Source organism: Paenibacillus sp. sgz302115 (assembly GCF_056120445.1).
On record NZ_JBVYOK010000001.1, the window covers coordinates 679,189 to 697,651 of the forward strand.

19 protein-coding genes are annotated in these 18,463 nt (G+C 52.0%); 6 read left to right on the top strand and 13 right to left on the bottom strand.

Annotation, left to right across the window (positions count from 1 at the left end):
* Positions 1-48: 48 nt before the first annotated feature.
* A complete protein-coding gene (locus AC0LWN_RS03050) occupies positions 49-546 on the bottom strand; it encodes a DinB family protein (protein ID WP_474663154.1) in 498 nt (165 codons plus the stop codon).
* Between the two features lie 146 nt (positions 547-692).
* Here AC0LWN_RS03050 and AC0LWN_RS03055 point away from each other — a divergent pair, with 146 nt between their 5' ends.
* The gene (locus tag AC0LWN_RS03055) at positions 693-1,553 is read left to right on the top strand and encodes an AraC family transcriptional regulator (protein ID WP_474663155.1); all 861 of its coding nucleotides are present in this window, start codon (positions 693-695) and stop codon (positions 1,551-1,553) included.
* 22 nt (positions 1,554-1,575) lie between these two features.
* Here the strand turns inward: AC0LWN_RS03055 and AC0LWN_RS03060 are convergent, their stop codons facing one another.
* The 3 genes from AC0LWN_RS03060 to AC0LWN_RS03070 form a co-directional block, all read right to left on the bottom strand.
* Positions 1,576-2,979: a HAMP domain-containing sensor histidine kinase gene (locus AC0LWN_RS03060; RefSeq protein WP_474663156.1), complete on the bottom strand. Its 1,404-nt coding sequence runs from the start codon at positions 2,977-2,979 to the stop codon at positions 1,576-1,578.
* Positions 2,976-3,647, bottom strand: a complete 672-nt coding sequence (locus AC0LWN_RS03065) for a response regulator transcription factor (protein WP_474663157.1) — start codon at positions 3,645-3,647, stop codon at positions 2,976-2,978. The genes AC0LWN_RS03060 and AC0LWN_RS03065 overlap by 4 nt, the downstream gene beginning before the upstream one ends.
* An 87-nt stretch (positions 3,648-3,734) precedes the next feature.
* Positions 3,735-4,274 carry a GrpB family protein gene (locus tag AC0LWN_RS03070; protein ID WP_474663158.1) on the bottom strand — a complete coding sequence of 180 codons (540 nt, stop codon included), beginning with the start codon at positions 4,272-4,274 and terminating at the stop codon, positions 3,735-3,737.
* A 173-nt stretch (positions 4,275-4,447) separates the two neighbouring features.
* Here AC0LWN_RS03070 and AC0LWN_RS03075 point away from each other — a divergent pair, with 173 nt between their 5' ends.
* The 3 genes from AC0LWN_RS03075 (at position 4,448) to AC0LWN_RS03085 (ending at position 5,988) form a co-directional block, all read left to right on the top strand.
* Positions 4,448-4,618 (top strand): hypothetical protein, encoded by a 171-nt coding sequence (locus AC0LWN_RS03075; RefSeq protein WP_458962309.1) that lies wholly within the window; start codon positions 4,448-4,450, stop codon positions 4,616-4,618.
* A gap of 164 nt (positions 4,619-4,782) precedes the next feature.
* Positions 4,783-5,571, top strand: a complete 789-nt coding sequence (locus AC0LWN_RS03080) for a GNAT family N-acetyltransferase (RefSeq protein WP_474663159.1) — start codon at positions 4,783-4,785, stop codon at positions 5,569-5,571.
* Between the two features lie 63 nt (positions 5,572-5,634).
* Complete coding sequence (locus tag AC0LWN_RS03085; RefSeq protein WP_458962311.1) at positions 5,635-5,988, top strand: DUF4190 domain-containing protein; 354 nt, start codon at positions 5,635-5,637, stop codon at positions 5,986-5,988.
* A gap of 95 nt (positions 5,989-6,083) precedes the next feature.
* Here AC0LWN_RS03085 and AC0LWN_RS03090 read toward each other — a convergent pair whose 3' ends face one another.
* The 5 genes from AC0LWN_RS03090 to AC0LWN_RS03110 form a co-directional block, all read right to left on the bottom strand.
* Positions 6,084-8,282: a DEAD/DEAH box helicase gene (locus tag AC0LWN_RS03090; protein ID WP_474663160.1), complete on the bottom strand. Its 2,199-nt coding sequence runs from the start codon at positions 8,280-8,282 to the stop codon at positions 6,084-6,086.
* Positions 8,279-9,598 carry an ATP-binding protein gene (locus AC0LWN_RS03095; protein WP_474663161.1) on the bottom strand — a complete coding sequence of 440 codons (1,320 nt, stop codon included), beginning with the start codon at positions 9,596-9,598 and terminating at the stop codon, positions 8,279-8,281. Before AC0LWN_RS03095 ends, AC0LWN_RS03090 begins: the two co-directional genes overlap by 4 nt.
* 7 nt (positions 9,599-9,605) lie before the next feature.
* Entirely contained in the window at positions 9,606-11,225 is a 1,620-nt protein-coding gene (locus tag AC0LWN_RS03100; RefSeq protein WP_474663162.1) for a TerB N-terminal domain-containing protein, read from the bottom strand.
* A 299-nt stretch (positions 11,226-11,524) separates the two neighbouring features.
* Positions 11,525-12,739, bottom strand: coding sequence for an MFS transporter (locus tag AC0LWN_RS03105; protein ID WP_474663163.1), 1,215 nt, complete (start codon positions 12,737-12,739; stop codon positions 11,525-11,527).
* Between the two features lie 78 nt (positions 12,740-12,817).
* Positions 12,818-13,585, bottom strand: a complete 768-nt coding sequence (locus AC0LWN_RS03110; RefSeq protein WP_474663164.1) for a DUF1836 domain-containing protein — start codon at positions 13,583-13,585, stop codon at positions 12,818-12,820.
* A gap of 115 nt (positions 13,586-13,700) precedes the next feature.
* Between AC0LWN_RS03110 and AC0LWN_RS03115 the strand changes: the two genes are divergently transcribed.
* Positions 13,701-15,002, top strand: a complete 1,302-nt coding sequence (locus AC0LWN_RS03115; protein ID WP_474663165.1) for a hemolysin family protein — start codon at positions 13,701-13,703, stop codon at positions 15,000-15,002.
* A 152-nt stretch (positions 15,003-15,154) separates the two neighbouring features.
* Here AC0LWN_RS03115 and AC0LWN_RS03120 read toward each other — a convergent pair whose 3' ends face one another.
* The 3 genes from AC0LWN_RS03120 to AC0LWN_RS03130 all read right to left on the bottom strand — a co-directional run bounded on the left by AC0LWN_RS03120 (position 15,155) and on the right by AC0LWN_RS03130 (position 16,561).
* Positions 15,155-15,664: a GNAT family N-acetyltransferase gene (locus tag AC0LWN_RS03120; RefSeq protein ID WP_474663166.1), complete on the bottom strand. Its 510-nt coding sequence runs from the start codon at positions 15,662-15,664 to the stop codon at positions 15,155-15,157.
* A 31-nt stretch (positions 15,665-15,695) separates the two neighbouring features.
* The gene (locus AC0LWN_RS03125) at positions 15,696-16,127 is read right to left on the bottom strand and encodes a GNAT family N-acetyltransferase (protein WP_474663167.1); all 432 of its coding nucleotides are present in this window, start codon (positions 16,125-16,127) and stop codon (positions 15,696-15,698) included.
* A gap of 80 nt (positions 16,128-16,207) precedes the next feature.
* Positions 16,208-16,561, bottom strand: a complete 354-nt coding sequence (locus AC0LWN_RS03130; protein ID WP_458962320.1) for a VOC family protein — start codon at positions 16,559-16,561, stop codon at positions 16,208-16,210.
* A 146-nt stretch (positions 16,562-16,707) separates the two neighbouring features.
* On the opposite strand from AC0LWN_RS03130, the gene AC0LWN_RS03135 reads away from it, so the two are divergent.
* Positions 16,708-18,054 (top strand): TrkH family potassium uptake protein, encoded by a 1,347-nt coding sequence (locus AC0LWN_RS03135; RefSeq protein ID WP_474663168.1) that lies wholly within the window; start codon positions 16,708-16,710, stop codon positions 18,052-18,054.
* Between the two features lie 100 nt (positions 18,055-18,154).
* On the opposite strand, the gene AC0LWN_RS03140 is transcribed toward AC0LWN_RS03135, so the two are convergent.
* Positions 18,155-18,436 carry a hypothetical protein gene (locus AC0LWN_RS03140; RefSeq protein WP_458962322.1) on the bottom strand — a complete coding sequence of 94 codons (282 nt, stop codon included), beginning with the start codon at positions 18,434-18,436 and terminating at the stop codon, positions 18,155-18,157.
* Positions 18,437-18,463: the final 27 nt, after the last annotated feature.

Below are 18,463 nucleotides of genomic sequence, written 5' to 3' on the forward strand. Positions count from 1 at the left end.
GCCCTGCATCTCTGCAGGGCATCGTGCGTATTCGGAGCGCGGCTTAGTTCATTTGCCTTGCTCGTCGGCCGAGGGACCGTAAGGGCCCGGCACCGGAATATCGAGCAGCCGTAAATACACCCCGAGTTGTGCCCGGTGGTGGACCATGTGGCTTATTCCGAAGGTGCGAAGCGCGATCGCCCGCGGCTGGCGCAGGATGATATGGTCGCCGTTCCGCAAGGTCCATTCCTCGCCGAGCGATTCTACGTCGCATTCGGCTAATAGCTTTTCAAGCTTGGCGACGTTCGTGTCGAATTCCTCAAGCACGTCTTCGCGTCTTTCCAAAGGTTCCCGCCGAAACGGCACGGTCGAAAGATCGAATTCCGGGTAAAGAAAAATTGCAATTTGCCAGTTCAGCAGGTTGATCAGATGCGTGGACAGCCCGCTGAGCGTCATCGATTTCACGTGTGGCTTCCACGTCATATGCTCCTCGGGTAAGCGCTCCAGGATTCGGCGCGTAGCGGCCAGCTCATGCATGACGTCTCCTACAATCAGTTGTTTCACCATAGATTTCCTCTCCTCCCTTATATGGCTAGCATACTATAAACCTGCGGAGCTTCACTAGATGTTAAGTGAAAGAATGTTGCATTTAGGGCAGGCCTGATGTAGCCTGACAATAGTGTGTTCCCATAAGCAAAAAAGGAGGCGAGTCCATGATTCCTGAGCACTATCAATTTACAGCCGGCTTCAACCTGCTCCCGGAAGAGCAGGACTTTGCCGTCCTGTTCAGCGGAGAAGGCCTTCCTTATCCCGGCCATAAAATTGGACCGTCCGTACATGATTATTATCTGATCCATACCGTTCTGGATGGAGAAGGCTGCTTTCAGAGCAGCACCGTCTCTCACCAGTGCCGCAGCGGGGACACCTTTGTTATCTTCCCCGGCTCACTGTTCAGCTATCAGGCGGATCAGCACAACCCTTGGCATTATGCCTGGGTAGCGCTGCAAGGTACAGCGGTATCCACGCTGCTCGCCGGCATCGGCATTACGAAGGATCAGCCGCTGCTGCATTCGGAGAGTACCGTCAGCCTTCACAGCTTGTACGAACGCATCCGGCTGTGCTTCCAGCAGTCCGCTTACCCGCAGCTTGAGAGCCTGGAGGCTTCCGGCTGGGCAAGGCTGCTGCTGCATCATTTCGGGCAGGACAATCTTGACCTGCTGCCTGCAAGGCCAGCAGAAATGCCGGAGATTATCGACCGGCAGATTGATCAGGCCATCCGCTGGATCTCGCTGCAGTTCCATCAGCAAATCAGCATTGATCATATGGCGTCCACGCTCGGCTACCACCGGGCGCATTTGTCCAAGGCTTTCAAGCAGAAGACCGGCCTATCCCCGAAGCAATATCTGCTCAAGACCCGGATGGACAAAGCCAAGGGGCTGCTAAGCGGCACACTTACGATTGATCAGGTGGCTTCATCGGTGGGCTTCAACGATGCGCTGTATTTCTCCAGGCAGTTCCGCAAATTCTGCGGCATGTCGCCCAGTGAATACCGGACGCTTCTGCGGCAGGAATAGAAATGGACCATACCGGAAACGGCTACATTGGGTTTATCGGGAAAGAAAGGTTTACGGTGGTGCCGAGGCCTGGTGTGCTGAAGACCGTAATCTCACCGCCGTATCTTTTGACCAATCGTTCGGCAATTGCAAGTCCCAGGCCGCTTCCTCCCTGTTCACGGCTCCTTGATTTATCGACACGGTAAAAGCGCTGGAATACAAATGGCAAATCCTCCTGAGGTATCCCGATTCCCCGGTCCTCCACACTGATCTGAACCTTGTTCGAATGCAGGGCTCCGTTTACCGTAATGGCCCGCACGGTCCCCGAATACTTTACGGCATTATCCAGCAGAATGAGCAATATCTGTTCCAGGTGATTCGGTACAATTTTGATGATCACACCGGCAAGCGCATCCAGGCTTTGGCTAAACTTAAAATCGGCATGCAGCAGGGAGAAATTCCGCAGGGTGTACTGGACGGTATCCATTACGAGACAAGGAAAATCACGCTTCTCTTTAATCTCTTCTTCAGCCCGCGTAAGCTCCAGCAGCTCGTTGACGATTCCTTTTAACCGGCCCAGCTCCTGAACCGACACATTCAGCGACTCCTCCAGAATCTGCGGATCGTGCTTGCCCCAGCGGTTAAGCAGCGAAATATGCCCTTCGATGATGGATATCGGCGTCCGCAGTTCATGGGAGGCGTCCTCAACGAATTGCTTCTGGTTATAGAAGGATCTCTCCAACTGGTCCATCAGATCATTGAATACTTTTGCGAGCTGTGCCAGCTCATCGTTGCTGCCCGAGATGCTTACCCGTTCCTGAAGCCCTTTTTGCTTAATGCTGATCATGGTGTCGCTTAAGGATTGAATCGGCCGCAGGAGCTGCCGGGACAGAAAAACCCCGCCCAATCCGCTAAGCACAATAGCCCCGATCCAACCGGCGAGCATAACAGCCAGCAGCACGTCGCTTAGCTTGTCAGAGTTCTCCAGGTTATTCACAATTTCAATCGTGCCGGTGAACTGTGACATATGCAGCGGACTTCTGATCAGCAGCAGATGCTCCTCCTCATGCCATACGCTCTCCATTGTAGTCGTGCCGGAAACCTGCGGCTTGACCCAAGCCTCTGGAAGCTGATCAGAAACAGTCAACACCGGATTGCCCTGAGAATCCAGAATGCGAACCATTTGGTGGCTCACATTGATGCTTTCAATAAAAGCATGGCTGCTCGCGATCCAGTTGTCCTTTCCATCCTCTGTTTTTAGATATCCTTGAATCTCCCCCATATTCTTGGTGATGGAGGTTTCCTCCTGGTGGAACATCCAGCGGTTAATTACAAAATACTGCACACCGTTGTACCCCAAAAAAAGCAAACAGAGCAGTACAGAGGCCCAGATGGCCAGCTTCCACCGGATAGAGAGCTTCGAGAACAGCAAGGAGATTCTGCTCATTTGCGGATCACGTATCCCAGGCCGCGCAAGGTCTGCACGATGCTGGGCTGGCCCAGTGAATCAATTTTGCCTCTTAAATAGCTGATGTACACATCGACGACCTTCATATCCACATCCGATTCATAGCCCCATACCGACTCCAGCAGCATCTCGCGTGTCATCACCCGCCCCATGTTCTGCATCAGCACCAAGAGGATATCAAATTCACGTTTCGTGAGTTCAACAGGCACCCCATCCTTGGTTAAGGTCCGGCCGAGAGCATCCAGCTTAATATCCTGGCACACTAACAGTTGGGCGTCATTCAAGGAACCTGATCTCCGGAAAAGGGATCTCATCCGGGCCAGCAATTCCTCTATCGCAAAAGGTTTGGCGAGATAATCGTCGGCACCGCTGTCCAGCCCGTTAATAGTGTCGGATAAGCCGTCTCTTGCCGTAATCATAATGACGGGTGTCATCTTCACCTTGCGTATGCGCCGGCACACCTCGATGCCGTTTAGCCCAGGCAGCATAACGTCCAGCAAAATCATGTCCCAGGCTTCTTCCTCCGCCAGCTTCAGACCTGTTAGCCCATCATGCGCCTGTGTTACTGAATATGATTCATGCTGCAGCTCAAGCTCTATGAACCGGGCCAGATTCTTCTCATCTTCGATTAACAATACTCTATTCATAAGTGATCCTCTCTGAACGATTCTAGTGAGCTTCATTCACATCACTGCAAGTACAATTAAGTGTACCTCCCGTTCCTTAAAGAATCATTAATTATTCGGATGGCCGCCCCACTTCCCGGACTTTTCCAAAATGGAATGGACAACCTCAGTCTTCCCGTTACAGTAGCTGTCAATGTCATAGCGGAATTGCTCAGCCAGCCTTTTCTTCACTTCTTCATACTCCAACCGCGCCTCTGGATGAGACCGCAGATAGTCACGGAAGGCGATATGCTCCAAATAACCCTTGCCGTCCTTGGGACACACGTACAGATGGTATTTCATGAATTGGTCCTCCTGCTCCCGCTTGAACGCCTCCCTGCCCTCAATGCCGAGATTGCCTTGATGCACATATCCGTATTGCCGCAGCCTTTCCACAATGTCCGGAAAAACATCATAATTCTCCATCACAAGATCAATATCAATAATGGGTTTGGCTGATAATCCTTCCACAGAGGTACTGCCCACATGCTCAGCAGCAATGATAAGATCCCCCACGATTTCAAGCATCCATGCTTTAAGTCTGCCGAATTCCGTTTTCCATGCGGGATCGTAGGCAACAACTTGGGCAATCTTGGTTTTTTCCGCCATGACTGTCACCTGCTTTGCATTATTTTGTACATATAGTATAGCAACATCTGTCAACGGATAATAACTGGTGTCGAAAGCGTTCTAAGTAAGGTGAACGTGTGGAACTGTATCGGATTCTGGGATAAAATGCAAACCAGGGTCTCATACTATGTCCAGAGATGGAGGTGAATGAAATGCCTAAGAATAGTGCCGATCCCAAGAAGGACCGCTCCAATAATCGTGCCGATAAGAAAAATAGTCAGCGGAATCAGGCTCATTTTACAGAAGAACCGCTAATGGCGTCGAATCAAAAATCTGCCAATTATGTGCCAAGCTTAAATGGAGTTACCAAAAATGAAACTTAATTGACCAAGCGGGCTGCACGAACGTCACACCATGACGGGAAGGCAGCTTTTTCAACTTTTCTGAAGGCCGGTAAATAAAGGTGAGGTCATAAACGGAATTTTATAGTAAAATTGAAGAAATACAGGTGATGGTCCACTCACTCAGGGTAGGAGGTGAACAATATTTGGGGCATCAAGAAGTGATTATGGAGCATCTGCGGAAGCATCCGCTGAAAAATGTCACCCTGCTAAAAATGATGGCCTCTTATCATCAGGTGATCGACAGCTATTTAGTTGAGCAGCGCGAACATTGGGGAATTCTTCTGCTGCTGCCTGCCGGAGCATTTGCTTATGACCGCAGAGCATATCCTGATGCTGATAAGATTGTGCTCATGGACTATAGCAGCCCGGATGTTTTTCCTGCTCTATTTGAGCTGCTGCCCAAGGATGCCAGACTGGTCTTCAAGCTTCAGGAGGAACAATGCCTCCGCGCACTGGCCGAGCATTACCCGCTGCATAAAGTCCGCAGCTTCTATTCCTTCACCTCTGCACCGGGACAGAGCTACGCCAGGGATGAGAGCGCTGTGCTGAGTGAACTGCTCGACGAACGGCTGCTCCCGCTGTGGGCGGCGAATGATTATACGAGAGAGGAGGTCGCACATTATTTTGAGGAGGGCGCTTTTTCCATATCTCTTTTCGAAGATGATGCTCCGCTGAGCACCTGTCTGGTTTTCCGCAACGAAGATCAGATATGGGAGATTGGCGCCGTACATACGGCAGAGGCCGGGAGAAGAAAGGGATTGGCACGTCGTGTGGTCTGCACAGCATTATTTCATATCCTGCAAAGGGGCCACATTCCAAGATATCAGGTCCTGGACAGCAATATCCCCTCCATTCGTCTGGCCGGGTCCATCGGACTTTTGCTTGCTGTAACGCTTGAGCACTGGATTAACTACATAGAGCAGCCGATATAATAAAAAGAGCACCAACACACAAAACTAAGCGTAAGCTAATAAAACTTTTAAAGGAGCTACTACATGAGTTATCAACCACCGCCATTTGGAAATCAGGAGTATTATCCACCAGCCCCGCCGCCGCCAGCCCGGACGAACGGCAAATCTGTTGCCTCTATGGTGCTCGGTATTCTAGCCGTTGTAACACCATATGTCGGCCTCTTATTCGGGATCGTTGCCATCATTCTCTCAGCAATTTCCCTAAAAGAGATCCGTACCCGCTATGAGCAAGGTAAAGGCATGGCGATTGCCGGACTGGTCTGCGGAATTATTGGCACGATCCTTTATGCCATTCTAATTGCTATAATCGTTCTCGCTGTGATTTTCATTAATGATGGAAGCAGTATAAACACTTGGAATAGCTTCAACAACATCTAACCCGCTGAGCAATAGCACTGAATGTGCCTTACCAAAAAGGAAGCTGACACCGGTTTTTGAAATCGGCATCAGCTTCCTTTTTTAGTGCAGGGCGTTTATTCGTTCTTCCGCCATTGTCTTAACACACCCAGCAGGCCCGGAACATCCAGTCCGTCGAGTGAAAAAGCTTTGCGCAGCAGGTCATGCGGGATAAATTCATCATATTTGCCCAGGTAAGGCGCTTCATCCGGTCCCAGCAGAGCTATGGGGTCTGACACGGCTGTTGCTTCGGCCATAATCTCTTCCTCCAGCGTCTCCGAATCTGCCTTTCCGGCCACCACCATATAATAGGGCTCCATTGGAGTAACAGAACGCAGGCCCAGCCTGTCTTTCAAGTTGTTTTTGAGCAGGCGCTCCAGCGTAAGGAACTGCCGGCTTCCTGCCCAAGGCAGAATGAACATGGAGTCCCCGCCTGCCGGAAGGACGGAATGTGTCAGCAGCCCGCTCTCCTTCGCCAGACGGCGGGCCCGCTCCAGCCTCGCAGCCGCACTTGGTGCCAAATAAGGGTACAGTGTGGTTGCTCCCAGCACCTCGCGGATTTTGGTCATGATTCGTGTGTGCACATCCCCGCCTCCGCCAACCCACAAGGTATCCACCTTGCCGCGCGAGCCCTTGACGTACACTGCCTTGTGGCGGTTGTCCACCTCTTCCACCTTCCACAGCTTGCCCGCCAGCGTGAAGCAGTAGCCTGGCGGCGGCACCGTAGTAATCGAACCGATCTCCTCCGTGCCGTTGTAGACCACATGCTCCTCATCGTCTTTAAATACCGCATAGAAGCGGAAGTTATTGACGATCTTCTCCCCGGCTATGCCAATCAGCAGGCCCCCTTCATCCATAGCCTCAATATGGCCCATGCCAAGCATATATTCCATGAAGGCATCATAATCCGCAGGGTCGATGCTCTGAAAGGATGGCAGGCTCAATACTGCCGCCTTCAGGTCCTCCGGTTCGGCTTCCCCCATGCTCTTCAGAATACTCATCGTCTGATGGTACAGCAGGCCCACAGGCAGTTGTCTTACTACCAGCGGCTCCACCCATTTCTCGCGCACGTACAGCTCGATAACCGCGATTGCCCGCAGCAGCGTCCACGGCATCCGCGCCGGAAGCTGCGCCTCCTCGTCCTCTTCCTCCGGTGTGACGAAGATCATCTCAGAGGCCGCGTCGCCCCGCCGGCCTGAGCGTCCCAGCCGCTGGACGAAGCTGGCGCAGCTATATGGCGCGCCTACCTGCAGCACCCGCTCCAGCTCGCCGAGGTCAATCCCCAGCTCCAGCGTCAGCGTCGCTGCAGCCACCGCCGGACCGGAGCCTTGCCGAAGCGCGGCTTCCGTCTCTTCACGCAGCATCGCGGAGATGCTCCCGTGATGCACGTAGAACACATCGCGCTCCCCGCGCTTGGCAGCAAGCCGCCGCATCTCCAGAATCGCCTCCTCTGCATCCGAGCGGCTGTTGGTGAAGATAAGCGCCTTCTTCAGGTGCGTGTGGTCATAAATAAAGCCCTGGTAAGCTTGCTTTGCCCGCTCCAGATGCTCAGCCTGCTGCTCGTCCCGCGCATCCGGGAAGGAAAAATGCTCTACGCTCAGCCGCAGCTTCCTCCCGCCCTGCGGCGCGGAGACCTCCACGCTCTCGCGGGTTCCGGCGGCGAGCCACTCCGTCACGGAGGCGTAATCGCTCAGCGTAGCGGAGAGTCCGATCCGCCGGGGATGACAGCCGGCCATACGCGAGATCCGCGCAAGCTGGCTCAGGACCTGAATGCCGCGGTCAGCACCCATGAAGGCATGCACCTCGTCGATAATGATGAACCGCAGATCATGGAACAGCGCCGGAATCGCGTTCGGACGGTTCATCAGCAGCCCTTCCAGCGATTCCGGGGTGATCTGCAGCACGCCCGAAGGATTCTGCATCAGCTTACTCTTGTCAGCCTGCGGCACATCGCCGTGCCAATGCCAGACAGGGATATGGCCTTCACGCAGCAGATCATTTAGCCGTGTGAATTGATCATTAATCAGCGCCTTGAGCGGCGCGATATAGAGAATGCCCACCGAGGCGGACGGCTGTTCATACAGCTCGGTAAGCGCCGGGAAAAAGGCGGCCTCCGTTTTGCCCGAAGCCGTACCTGATGCGATAAGCAGGTGATGCGGGGTATCGAACAGCACCCGGCAAGCATCCACCTGGGCCTCCCGCAAAGTCTCCCAGCGGTTCTTATAGATGAACTCTTTAATAAATGGAGCCAGCCTGTAGAACGGATTACTGCTCATAGGTCAAACTCCGCAAGGAAGCCATCCAGTTCGTTTCTCTCTGTCTCGGCTGGCTTCGGGGTACGCTCGCCTACGAGCTTCTCGAACGAAAGCTCCGGATGCTGGTGCAGGGTATGCAGCAGGTCCATGAAATCGCGAACCACCTCGCGTGCGGTTAGCAGCTCATCCGCGCCAAGCCTGCCTACAGCTTCCTCCATGAAATGCACCAGCTGTTCCTGCGTCAGCCTGGCTTCATAGCCGTAATGCAGGGCATGAATATCCCGCAGCTTTTGCAGCAGCACCAGAATCTCCTCATGGGAGAGCATGTCCAGGGCAATAATCGGCCCGGTGAAATTGTTCAGCCCCGTTCCGCCGTAACGTCCCGCAACCAGACGGGAACGTAAAGCTTCATAGCTGAACAATCCACGGCGGCCATCTTCCACGAACTGCGGCGTTCCCCCGATGAAGATGCCCAGCCGCTCCGCTTTGCCCTGCATCGTATCATTGAACATGGTTAGCAGCTTCTCGTAGTTGCTCTGGCGGGAGATGCTGTTGGTGATCTTATAAAGATTCACGCCTTCGTCAATGAACAGCAGCAGCCCTTTATAGCCGATTGCACCGGTGAATTCAGCCCATAGCTTCATATAATCGTACCAGTTGTCATCATCAATAATGACTCCCACATCCAGCGCCTTCCGCGCCTCAGTGCGGGTTGCGAATTCACCGCGCAGCCAGCGGAGGGAATCCTGCTTCAGATCATCATCCGCAAGCTTATGCCCATTCCAGTAGGATGCCAGTACCTTGGCAAAATCAAACCCGTGCACCAGACCACGCATCTCTGAAGCTACCATGTAGATTCTCTGTTCGACCTCTTCTCCAAGCTGCGGGGAGTCCGGCCCATAGCCCTTCTCCTGCATAACGGCCTGCTGAAGCGTAACAATCCACTTCTGCAGCATAATCTCCAGCGCTCCGCCATCCGGGCGTGTGCGTGTTGACAGGTGGCTCATCAGCTCACGATAGGTGGCCAGCCCCTGGCCCTTGGTACCCACAAGCCGCCGCTCCGGCGACAGGTCGGCATCGGCAACGACAAAATCCCGGTCCATAGCATAGTTGCGGATGATCTGCAGCAAAAAGCTTTTGCCGCTGCCGAATCTGCCGGTGATCAGCTTGAAGGCGGCTCCGCCTTCGGCGATATTGTCCATATCCCGAAGAATCGCCTCCACCTCCGGACGGCGGCCGACAGCGATATGCTCCAGCCCGATACGCGGCACTACTCCCGCAGTCAGTGAGTTCACGAGCGCTGTTGTTATCCGTTTCGGTATTTTCAGTTCATTCATTTATCCTTCACCCCATTAAGTAATGCAGCATTGGCACATACTCCTCGTTCAGCTCTTCGCCGTCGATCAGCAGATCCCCGAGCAGGTCCATTGCAAGTTCATTGATCTCATCAAACAGCAGCTCCGGCATGGTACCTCCGGCAGCAGCCAGATTATGTACTGCAGTGGAACCTTCTCCTGCGGCGAGGGCAAGCACTACAGCACGTTGCAAGGAAGTCAGCGAGGACGCCAGTTGCTCCCATGGCGAAGCGTCGCTGTCGCCGGGGCTATGTAAAAGCTCATCTGCAGCAGGAACAGCAAGCTCCAGCGTCTCGACTGTCGCATCCCCATCGTCTTCACTTACAGCTTCTGAGGCTTCAAGGGTTTCTTCTACCGACGAACCGGCGCTATCCCAGGCTTCAACATTTTCCTTTTCATGTCTGTCTTCCAGCTCTGTGATCTCCTCTACCGTGAGCATTGTACGCACGATTTCAGAGTCGCTTTGCAGCCGCTCCAGCTTTTTCTGGTCGATAACTACGGCTGGACCTTTCTCCTCCTGCTCCGCTTTGCGGAATTCGCGCTTCAGAAACCGCGACACCAAATCCTCCATATCCGCATCGACCCGAACGTCCTTGAGTCTCCCCCGGAAGCCCAGCAGCTCACGCAGCTTATTCTCAGTCAGCCGGAACAGGCGTGTAATCAGACTGCGCAGCGGAGGCGATTTGCTGATCCGCACCACAGGCACAAGCACTGAATACCCATATAATGAAATATCATAGACGGCGCTGCGGAACAGGTAACGCTCCCTGGACACCGCCGGACCCGGCGGGAACATCCCGATCAGATTCGAGCCGTGCTTCCGCGCCACATAGGCGTCAATCAGAGCAACCACCTGTGGGATATAACGTTCCGCAGCCGTTTTGCCGTCACCGGTATAGAACTTGGATTTGCTGATATCATAGTCCGACATTACCGTCAGCACTTCGAACGTCAACTGCTCCGGAGCCGCCGACAGACAGCGCATTAATTCCAGTTCGGCCAGATCACCGGCGAGACCGCGCGTACGGGCAACAATTCCCGAGAGCGGAACCTCCAGATGATGCACAAACGAAAAATCCGCAATCCAGCCGCCAAGATATTGATCCAGACGTTTATACTGATCCCGGTACGCCTCCCATAACAGATTAAGCTGTCTGTAGCCATCCTCAGGCTCGTCCCAGCCCACACCATTAATTAGCTCATAAACATGCAAGAAGATGTACGAAAGATCAGTCTTCAGGTACCTGCCCTGCCTAACCTCGTCCCGCCAAAAGAAATACCACCGGCTCTGCGCCCCCGTCATATGTCCATAGGTCGGCCAATAGCTTTTAAATGGAACAAACAACGCCGCAGCTTCCTTGCGGTCCACCAGCTCCCGCGCGCGCATAACAAACTCACTCTCCGTCGTAGTCACTGGCTCCTGCGTTTCTTCCATATCCCATAGCTGTAGCTGTACCGTAGTTTCCTCGGGCGCTTTCTTCTTTTCTCCGGCAGCCGGAGATTTGGGTATTGCTGCGTCAGCGGAACTCCGGGGCGGAATCGGCAGATTCTGCTCTGTGCTCTCCCACACCAGCTCCGTAAAGTGCAGCCCTTCCCCGTTTCTCTTCATAGCTCTCCCCCCCCATTCGCACGCCAGCAGACTTATTTTCAAGCTGCCGGCCATTCCGGCCTTATGAAAAAACGGTCCTGTTCACAGTTGTGAAGGAACCGTCTTGTTCAAATATAAGAAAGTATAAGTTTCACCCTATACTTTATCCTTATATTTCTCGCTGAAACGAATACCGTCCTTTTAAGGACGGCGTGGCCGTTTCTACTTGGTCTCGCATTACGTTGTCCAGTCTACAATTCACTACTAATATTAGCATTCTTCCCGGATGAACATCAAGTAGATACCGTCTCCACCGAAGCTTAGGTCAGCTCAGTTCCCTTAGTCTCTCTACCAAGAAAGAGCACCGCAAGCGCACCGATAACAATCGTCACAAAAAACAGCATAAAAATCGACCCGATGCCGATAGACTTGCCTACCAGCACACCCACCAGCGAAGGTGCGATAATCCCGCCAATCCGTCCGAAGGAGGCCGCCATGCCCGTTCCTGTCGAGCGGATGGCTGTGGGGTACAGCTCCGGTGTATAAGCGTACATTCCGCCCCAGGCTCCCAGATTGAAGAACGACAAGCAGATACCGGCTGCCATCAGCATTCCCTCGGTGGTCGCATTTCCGAACCAGGCCGCGCTGATCGCTGTGAGCAGCAGATAGATGACAAGTACAAACTTACGCCCGAACTTCTCAATGAAATAGGCGGCTGTAAAATAGCCCGGAAGCTGGGCCAGCGTCATAATCAGCACATACTCAAAGCTTCTGACCAGACTGAAGCCTTTGAGGACCATAACCGTAGGCAGCCATAGAAACATGCCATAGTAGGAAAAGACCACCGTGAACCATAAAATCCACAGCATCATCGTCGAACGGCGGTGTTCCACTGACCAGACTGAAGCAATACGGCTGCGAAAAGGAACGGAGGTCTTCTTTTTATTCTCCGTAAACCTTGGGGAATCATCAATGGCACGCCGCAAATATAACGCGTACAGCGCAGGAACCGCGCCGATGGCAAAAGCGATTCTCCAGCCGTAATCCGGAATGACGAAATAAGCGATCAAGGCCGAGGCGATCCAGCCTGCCGCCCAGAAGCTTTCGAGCAGCACTACAGCCCGTCCACGTTCCTTCGCAGGCACACTCTCGGATACCAGAGTCGAAGCAACCGGCAGCTCTCCGCCGAGCCCGAAGCCGGCCACAAAACGCAGCACACACAGCACGGCATACCCTGCGGCAAAAGCCGATAATCCGCTCGCTATGGAGAAAATCAGCAGCGTCCACAGGAGCACCGATTTACGGCCGAAGCGGTCAGCGAGAATGCCTGCTGCCGCAGCGCCTACAGCCATGCCCACAGAATTTATACTCGTTAAATATCCTATTCTTTCCGGTCCCAGCCCCCACTCCTTGGCAAGCGCCGCTACCACAAAAGAAATCATTCCCACATCCATCGCGTCAAACATCCAGCTAAGCCCTGCGCTAAACAGCAGCTTTCTTTGCTTCGGATGCTGCAGCAGCGACAATTTACTCATCTTCAAGCACCTCTTTCTGACTCCGGCTGATCAACCTGAATATAGCTTGTTTTCTTACACATTCTAAAATTGCCGGGTTCAAAAATCAAGGAATAACGCCGCATTACAGTATTGCCGGGCCAGCGCTTGAAAATAACTGGTTTGCACGGAGATCGCAGCAATCATCAGCATATTCCGCACCGTATCCCGCTGTGATCTCGTCAGATGGTTCAGCCGCTTCATCATATTTTCCAGCGACACCTTCAGCACCCGCTCCGCCTTCGTGGAATATTCCTGCTGGGCACTGCGGTCAGCGAGACCCTGAACCTGCAGCACGGGAGAGCTTTTGATCTCCTCGAACAGCTCCGCATAGCCGTAATACAGTTGAGCCGGCTCAACCAGATCATCATCATCCCGTTCCGGTGCAAGGAACAGCAGCCTGAAGAGCTGGCGGATGCTTTCGAAATCAAGCGCCGCCTTCAGATCATCAATCATAAAGAGCAGCGCCGCCTGATTGACTGAATACTTCTTGCCCTCCCTGGGCGAACCCAGATATTCCTTAAAGTCGCGTTTGACCCAGTTCTGCATGGCCGTAACCGACAGCGTAGAGTACTCAATCAAGTGGCCGAGTGTGGCAATTTCCCCGAGCGATAGACCTTTAACTCTGCCGCCGTTAATGATTTTTTGCAGGAGCGGAGGAATCTCTGTGGACAAAAAAGCAGGCAAGGTCGTGCCCTTTTGTACCTCTTCACGATGAAATTTCGTCCAGGCTTCCTGTAAAATATGCAGCGGTCTCCGCTCCAAAACTCCGTTTAAAGACAACAGCAATTCGGACATCTCAATCCGGCTCAGTGTGATAGCTTCCATATATGGCACCCCTTCGCCATTTGATTTTCTGTAGAAAAGTTCGTACAATGAGTTCATGTGAACTCATAATATGAGTATAACCTATTTTAACAACGAAAGGGATGGTAAAGATTTTATGGGTATAGGACTTAGTTTGACGCTTGTGGCAATTTTGATTGTTTTAACCGCATTTTTTGTAGCGACGGAATTTGCATTGGTACGGCTGAGAGGCAGCCAGGTTAGCCAAATGGTGCTTGACGGGAAGAAGAACGCTTTAGCTGTACAAAAAGTGTCCGCCAACCTCGACGGTTACTTGTCTGCGTGCCAGCTTGGGATCACTATTACTGCCCTCGGTATCGGGGCTTTGGCAGAACCTGCATTTGAGCGGCTGCTGCTTCCGGTATTCGATCTGGTGAACATCAGCCACAGTGTCAGTGAGCCTATTGCTTTTGCATTGGCATTTATTATTGCCACATTCCTGCATGTTGTTGTCGGTGAACTTGCCCCGAAAACAGCCGCTATAAATATTCCGGAGAAAATCGGTCAAATTACCTCACCGCTGATTATTTGGTTCTACAGAATTCTGTACCCGCTGATCTGGATCATGAACGGTTCCGCCAATCTGCTGGTCCGCATGTTCGGAATGAAGCCGGCCAGTGAGCATGGAGATGCGCATAGCGAAGATGAGATTCGCCTGATCCTGTCGGAAAGCTACGAAAGCGGCAAAATCAACAAAGCCGAATACGGCTATGTGAACCGGATTTTTAACTTCGATGAAATGCTGGCCAAAGAAATTATGGTGCCGCGGACAGACATGATATGCTTATACACTAACCATTCTCTGAGGGAGAATTTCGAGATCATCCGCAAAGAGCAGTATACCCGCTTCCCTGTTGCAGATGGGAGCAAGGACAACATCATCGGGATGATCAATACCAAGCAGCTCTACCTGAAATATGACAACAACCCGGATTTCGATTTCAAAAGCCTGATCCTGCCGCTTCTGACGGTATCTGAAGTGACCCCGGTTAAAACCCTGCTGACCCGTATGCAGATGGAGCGTGTGCATATCGCGCTGCTGCTGGATGAATACGGCGGGACCTCCGGTCTGATCACCATCGAAGATATCCTCGAAGAAATTGTAGGTGAAATCCGCGATGAATTTGACGGCGATGAACGCCGGGACGTGGAGAAGCTCAGTGACTCACATTATCTATTTGACGGCAAGGTCTCCGTCCTGGAAGTTAAGCAACTGACTGGTCTTGATCTTGATGATGACGAGGTCACCACTATTGGAGGATGGCTGTACAGCCATCTGGAGGAACCCGCAGTCGGCAAAAGTGTGATTCATGAGCATGTGACACTCACTGTCCGTGAGATGAACCGTCACCGCATCCGCAAGGTTGAGATGAAGATTGGCCAACCCAGCACTGTATAGGTATAATGGCATTCTAGCGATCTTATATATAGCGAAAGGCGCTCCGAGTATGGAGCGCCTTTCTTGCATTTGCTAAATGGAATTTCTCCATTTAGTTCTAGCGTTTCCTTCAAGATTGCTGCAAAACGCCGAAATCAATAGAGAAATTCCATTTAAGCTGAAAATATTCTGCTCATGTAATATTCATCCACCCATTCGCCGTTCACCTTAAGCGACTTCTTTTTGGTCCCTTCAATCTCAAACCCGTTCTTGCTGTATAACGCCAAAGCACGTTCGTTATGTACCATAACTGTAAGCTCCAGACGGACGATTCCCGTTTCCTTTGCCCAGTTCTCCATTTCTTTAAACAGGCCGCTGCCAATACCCATGCCCTGATACTGATCCAAGATGCCAATGACGATATAAGCACTGTGCCGGTTGCGTCTAACGCTTCCGCCTCTAACCGACAGATAGCCTGCCAGTCTGCCATCCGCCTCAGCACCGATCAGGATAGAGGTTTCAGCGCCCGCAAAGCTCCCGATCATCTCTTCCACCTGCTGAATACCCGTCTGCCGCTCATCAGGCTCAAGCAGCATGAATGCTGATTCTTCATCCAGGCGGTGCTGCAGATTAAGAAGCTCAGCGGCATCAGCCGGGACCAGCTTCCTCAGTGTAACGATCATTGCAATTTTTCCTCCTGCTCTTTCTCAATGATTATTGCAGATACCTCTTAAATAGTCTGCTGCCATCTCCATCATAACCGAGCCGCTCATAGAACCGGTGGGCCTCCGTCCTCTTCATGGAGCTGGAGAGCATCACCTTAAGCGCTCCCCTGGCTGCAGCTGTCTCCTCGGCATGTCTCATCAGTGCGGCTCCGTAACCTTTGCCACGCGATTCCGGTGCAGTCACTACACGTTCAATCACAGCAAAAGGCCGTTCGCCGCTCAGCGCATCCATGCAAAAGTGAAGATGTACCGTTCCAACTACGGCTCCCTCTGCTTCATATACATACAGAAAGCTCTCAGGATTGGTTGCGATTTGACCGATTCTTGCAGGCAGGACCTTAATATCCTTCTGGTCAGGCAGCAGTATCCGGTATAGCTGTTCAATGGAGGGCGCATCTTCCGCCACTGCTTCTCTAATCATGAACGAAATCCTCCTGTTTCTTCATTAATGCCATTAATCATCTGAATTAATTAATGACGTGAATTATATTCTCACTTCTATTAACATCGGCAGATCATCAATATATTCCCGTCCGGGTCCTTAAAATTGAACCAGTGATCATTCTCAATGTCTGTCAGAATTTCCGCCCCGGATGCTTTGACAAAATCGTATGCAGCGTCAATATCCTCCGTGTTCAGATGGAAAGCCGGCACCTTCAGTACAGCCTCGGCTGTAAAAATTTTGCTGTCCAGCACAATTCCCGGTCCTTGCATCGGCACAACGTAGAGATGTCCGAACAATACTTCTCCGTCGAGCGGAAGCCCAAGCAAGCTGCAATACCAGTCTTTCGACCTCTCAATATCACTAACCGGAATGAAGACGGCACCAATCTGGTTCAGAATCGGACTTGTCACTGTCAAAATGCCTCCCCTGTGAAACTGTAGTTGGTACACTTAACCAATTCGATAAAATCTGCCAATTTCCTGCCCCTATAAGTGAAGGGGTGTAAAGTTATGCTATAATCTTGTCAGATAATCATCAGACGTCAGGAGAATGAGCTTTGGCTAACTTATCTTTTGGGAACCTCAGGCTGACGCCGCCCAAAATATTATCACTTGGATTCTTTCTACTAATTGTAGCAGGAACGGTTCTGCTGTGCTTGCCGGCGGCTTCCACCGGCGAGCAGATCTCCTTCATCGACGCTTTATTTATGGCAACCTCCGCCACCTGTGTCACTGGACTAGCGGTCATTGATACCGGAACGCAGCTTACCGTATTTGGACAAATTGTTCTGCTGGTGCTGTTTCAGTTCGGGGGCCTGGGGTTCGTGACTATGGCTACGGTAATTACGCTCGTGCTCAATAGGAGAATCTCGCTGAAAGACCGTCTTCTCCTGCAGGAATCCATGAATCAGAATTCGATGCAAGGGATCGTTAAGCTGATCCGGAGGGTAATCCTGTACTCGCTTGTCATCCAGCTCAGCGGAGCTATTCTTCTTGCCGCCAGATTTACGCTGGATATGCCGCTTGGCAAAGCGTTATACTACGGACTGTTCCACAGCATCTCCATTTTTAACAATGCCGGTTTTGATCTTTTCGGAGATATACACGGACCGTTCAGCGGGCTTACCCGGTATGCGGAGGACTTTATTGTGAATATTACCTCTATACTGCTGATCTTTCTCGGCGGCATCGGCTTTATCGTACTATCCGATGTGGTCGATTACCCTAAGCGCAAACGCCTTACACTTCACTCCAAGGTGGTTCTCTCTACCTCCGCCGTGTTAATAGTGGTTGGCGCTGCGGTCTTTTTCTGGCTGGAGCTGAACTCAACGCTGAAGCCCCTGCATCCTGGCGGCAAAATAATGGCCTCGCTCCTGCAGGCAGTTACTCCGCGTTCTGGAGGGGTCACTACGATCGAGATTCCACTTTTGCGGGAATCCACACAATTTCTAATGATTCTGCTAATGTTTATTGGGGCGGCTCCCGGCTCGACCGGCGGAGGGATTAAGATCACTACGTTCGCAATTCTGGTCAGCACTGCATTTGCCAGGCTTCGCGGGAAAGAAGACATCGTCATGTTCCGCAACCGGATATCCAAAGAGAATGTATACCGCGCAATCACCATGACCTTGCTCTCACTCATGCTTGTTGTCTCTGCCACCATGCTGCTGTCCGTAACAGAGCGTGCGGATTTTCTCACTGTGCTGTTTGAAGCCGTGTCGGCTTTCGGTACATCCGGCATTACCATGGGGCTTACTCCAGAGCTGACAACGGCAGGCAAAATCCTTGTAATTATTCTTATGTTCGTCGGCCGGACGGGTCCACTGACGTTGGCCTATGCGCTTAAGCCCAAGAACAGCAAAGAGCTCTACCGCTATCCTGAAGGGAACATTACCATTGGCTAGATCCAGTTCCGCTGCTGCGGCACAGAACATCCGCTATACTCTAACATGACAAATGCGACCCTTTCCCGGCAGTCCATGCCAAAAGCGGTCGCATTTGTTGTTACGCTTCCTCTTCCGGAAGCTCTTGGGTATCCAGTGCCGCATCGAGCAACTGATTATAGACATCGTCATCATTTTCCAGAAGCTGGTCGGTTTCCAGGAACTGCTCTTCACTGCCCGGCTCGCCGGCAAAGCTCAAGCTATAATCCCATTCCGTACCGCGTTTGCTGAAGAATGTGATTTCATAAGGAGAGTTATGATTCTCCAGCTTGAAGATCGTCCTCCCAATGAAGCTGCTGTCCTCTTCCCGTTTCATTTCTGCTTTAATAATTTCTACGTTCATACTCTGATCTTCCTTTCATCTGATCAT

What these genes read in the sequence shown, in the direction of transcription:
- AC0LWN_RS03085 (WP_458962311.1), top strand. Translation starts at nt 5,635, where the DNA reads ATGAGTTATCAACCACCGCCATTTGGAAATCAGGAGTATTATCCACCA.
- AC0LWN_RS03100 (WP_474663162.1), bottom strand. Translation starts at nt 11,225, where the DNA reads ATGAAGAGAAACGGGGAAGGGCTGCACTTTACGGAGCTGGTGTGGGAG.
- AC0LWN_RS03115 (WP_474663165.1), top strand. Translation starts at nt 13,701, where the DNA reads ATGGGTATAGGACTTAGTTTGACGCTTGTGGCAATTTTGATTGTTTTA.
- AC0LWN_RS03095 (WP_474663161.1), bottom strand. Translation starts at nt 9,598, where the DNA reads ATGAATGAACTGAAAATACCGAAACGGATAACAACAGCGCTCGTGAAC.
- AC0LWN_RS03120 (WP_474663166.1), bottom strand. Translation starts at nt 15,664, where the DNA reads ATGATCGTTACACTGAGGAAGCTGGTCCCGGCTGATGCCGCTGAGCTT.
- AC0LWN_RS03090 (WP_474663160.1), bottom strand. Translation starts at nt 8,282, where the DNA reads ATGAGCAGTAATCCGTTCTACAGGCTGGCTCCATTTATTAAAGAGTTC.
- AC0LWN_RS03060 (WP_474663156.1), bottom strand. Translation starts at nt 2,979, where the DNA reads ATGAGCAGAATCTCCTTGCTGTTCTCGAAGCTCTCTATCCGGTGGAAG.
- AC0LWN_RS03110 (WP_474663164.1), bottom strand. Translation starts at nt 13,585, where the DNA reads ATGGAAGCTATCACACTGAGCCGGATTGAGATGTCCGAATTGCTGTTG.
- AC0LWN_RS03075 (WP_458962309.1), top strand. Translation starts at nt 4,448, where the DNA reads ATGCCTAAGAATAGTGCCGATCCCAAGAAGGACCGCTCCAATAATCGT.
- AC0LWN_RS03070 (WP_474663158.1), bottom strand. Translation starts at nt 4,274, where the DNA reads ATGGCGGAAAAAACCAAGATTGCCCAAGTTGTTGCCTACGATCCCGCA.
- AC0LWN_RS03105 (WP_474663163.1), bottom strand. Translation starts at nt 12,739, where the DNA reads ATGAGTAAATTGTCGCTGCTGCAGCATCCGAAGCAAAGAAAGCTGCTG.
- AC0LWN_RS03065 (WP_474663157.1), bottom strand. Translation starts at nt 3,647, where the DNA reads ATGAATAGAGTATTGTTAATCGAAGATGAGAAGAATCTGGCCCGGTTC.
- AC0LWN_RS03125 (WP_474663167.1), bottom strand. Translation starts at nt 16,127, where the DNA reads ATGATTAGAGAAGCAGTGGCGGAAGATGCGCCCTCCATTGAACAGCTA.
- AC0LWN_RS03055 (WP_474663155.1), top strand. Translation starts at nt 693, where the DNA reads ATGATTCCTGAGCACTATCAATTTACAGCCGGCTTCAACCTGCTCCCG.
- AC0LWN_RS03050 (WP_474663154.1), bottom strand. Translation starts at nt 546, where the DNA reads ATGGTGAAACAACTGATTGTAGGAGACGTCATGCATGAGCTGGCCGCT.
- AC0LWN_RS03140 (WP_458962322.1), bottom strand. Translation starts at nt 18,436, where the DNA reads ATGAACGTAGAAATTATTAAAGCAGAAATGAAACGGGAAGAGGACAGC.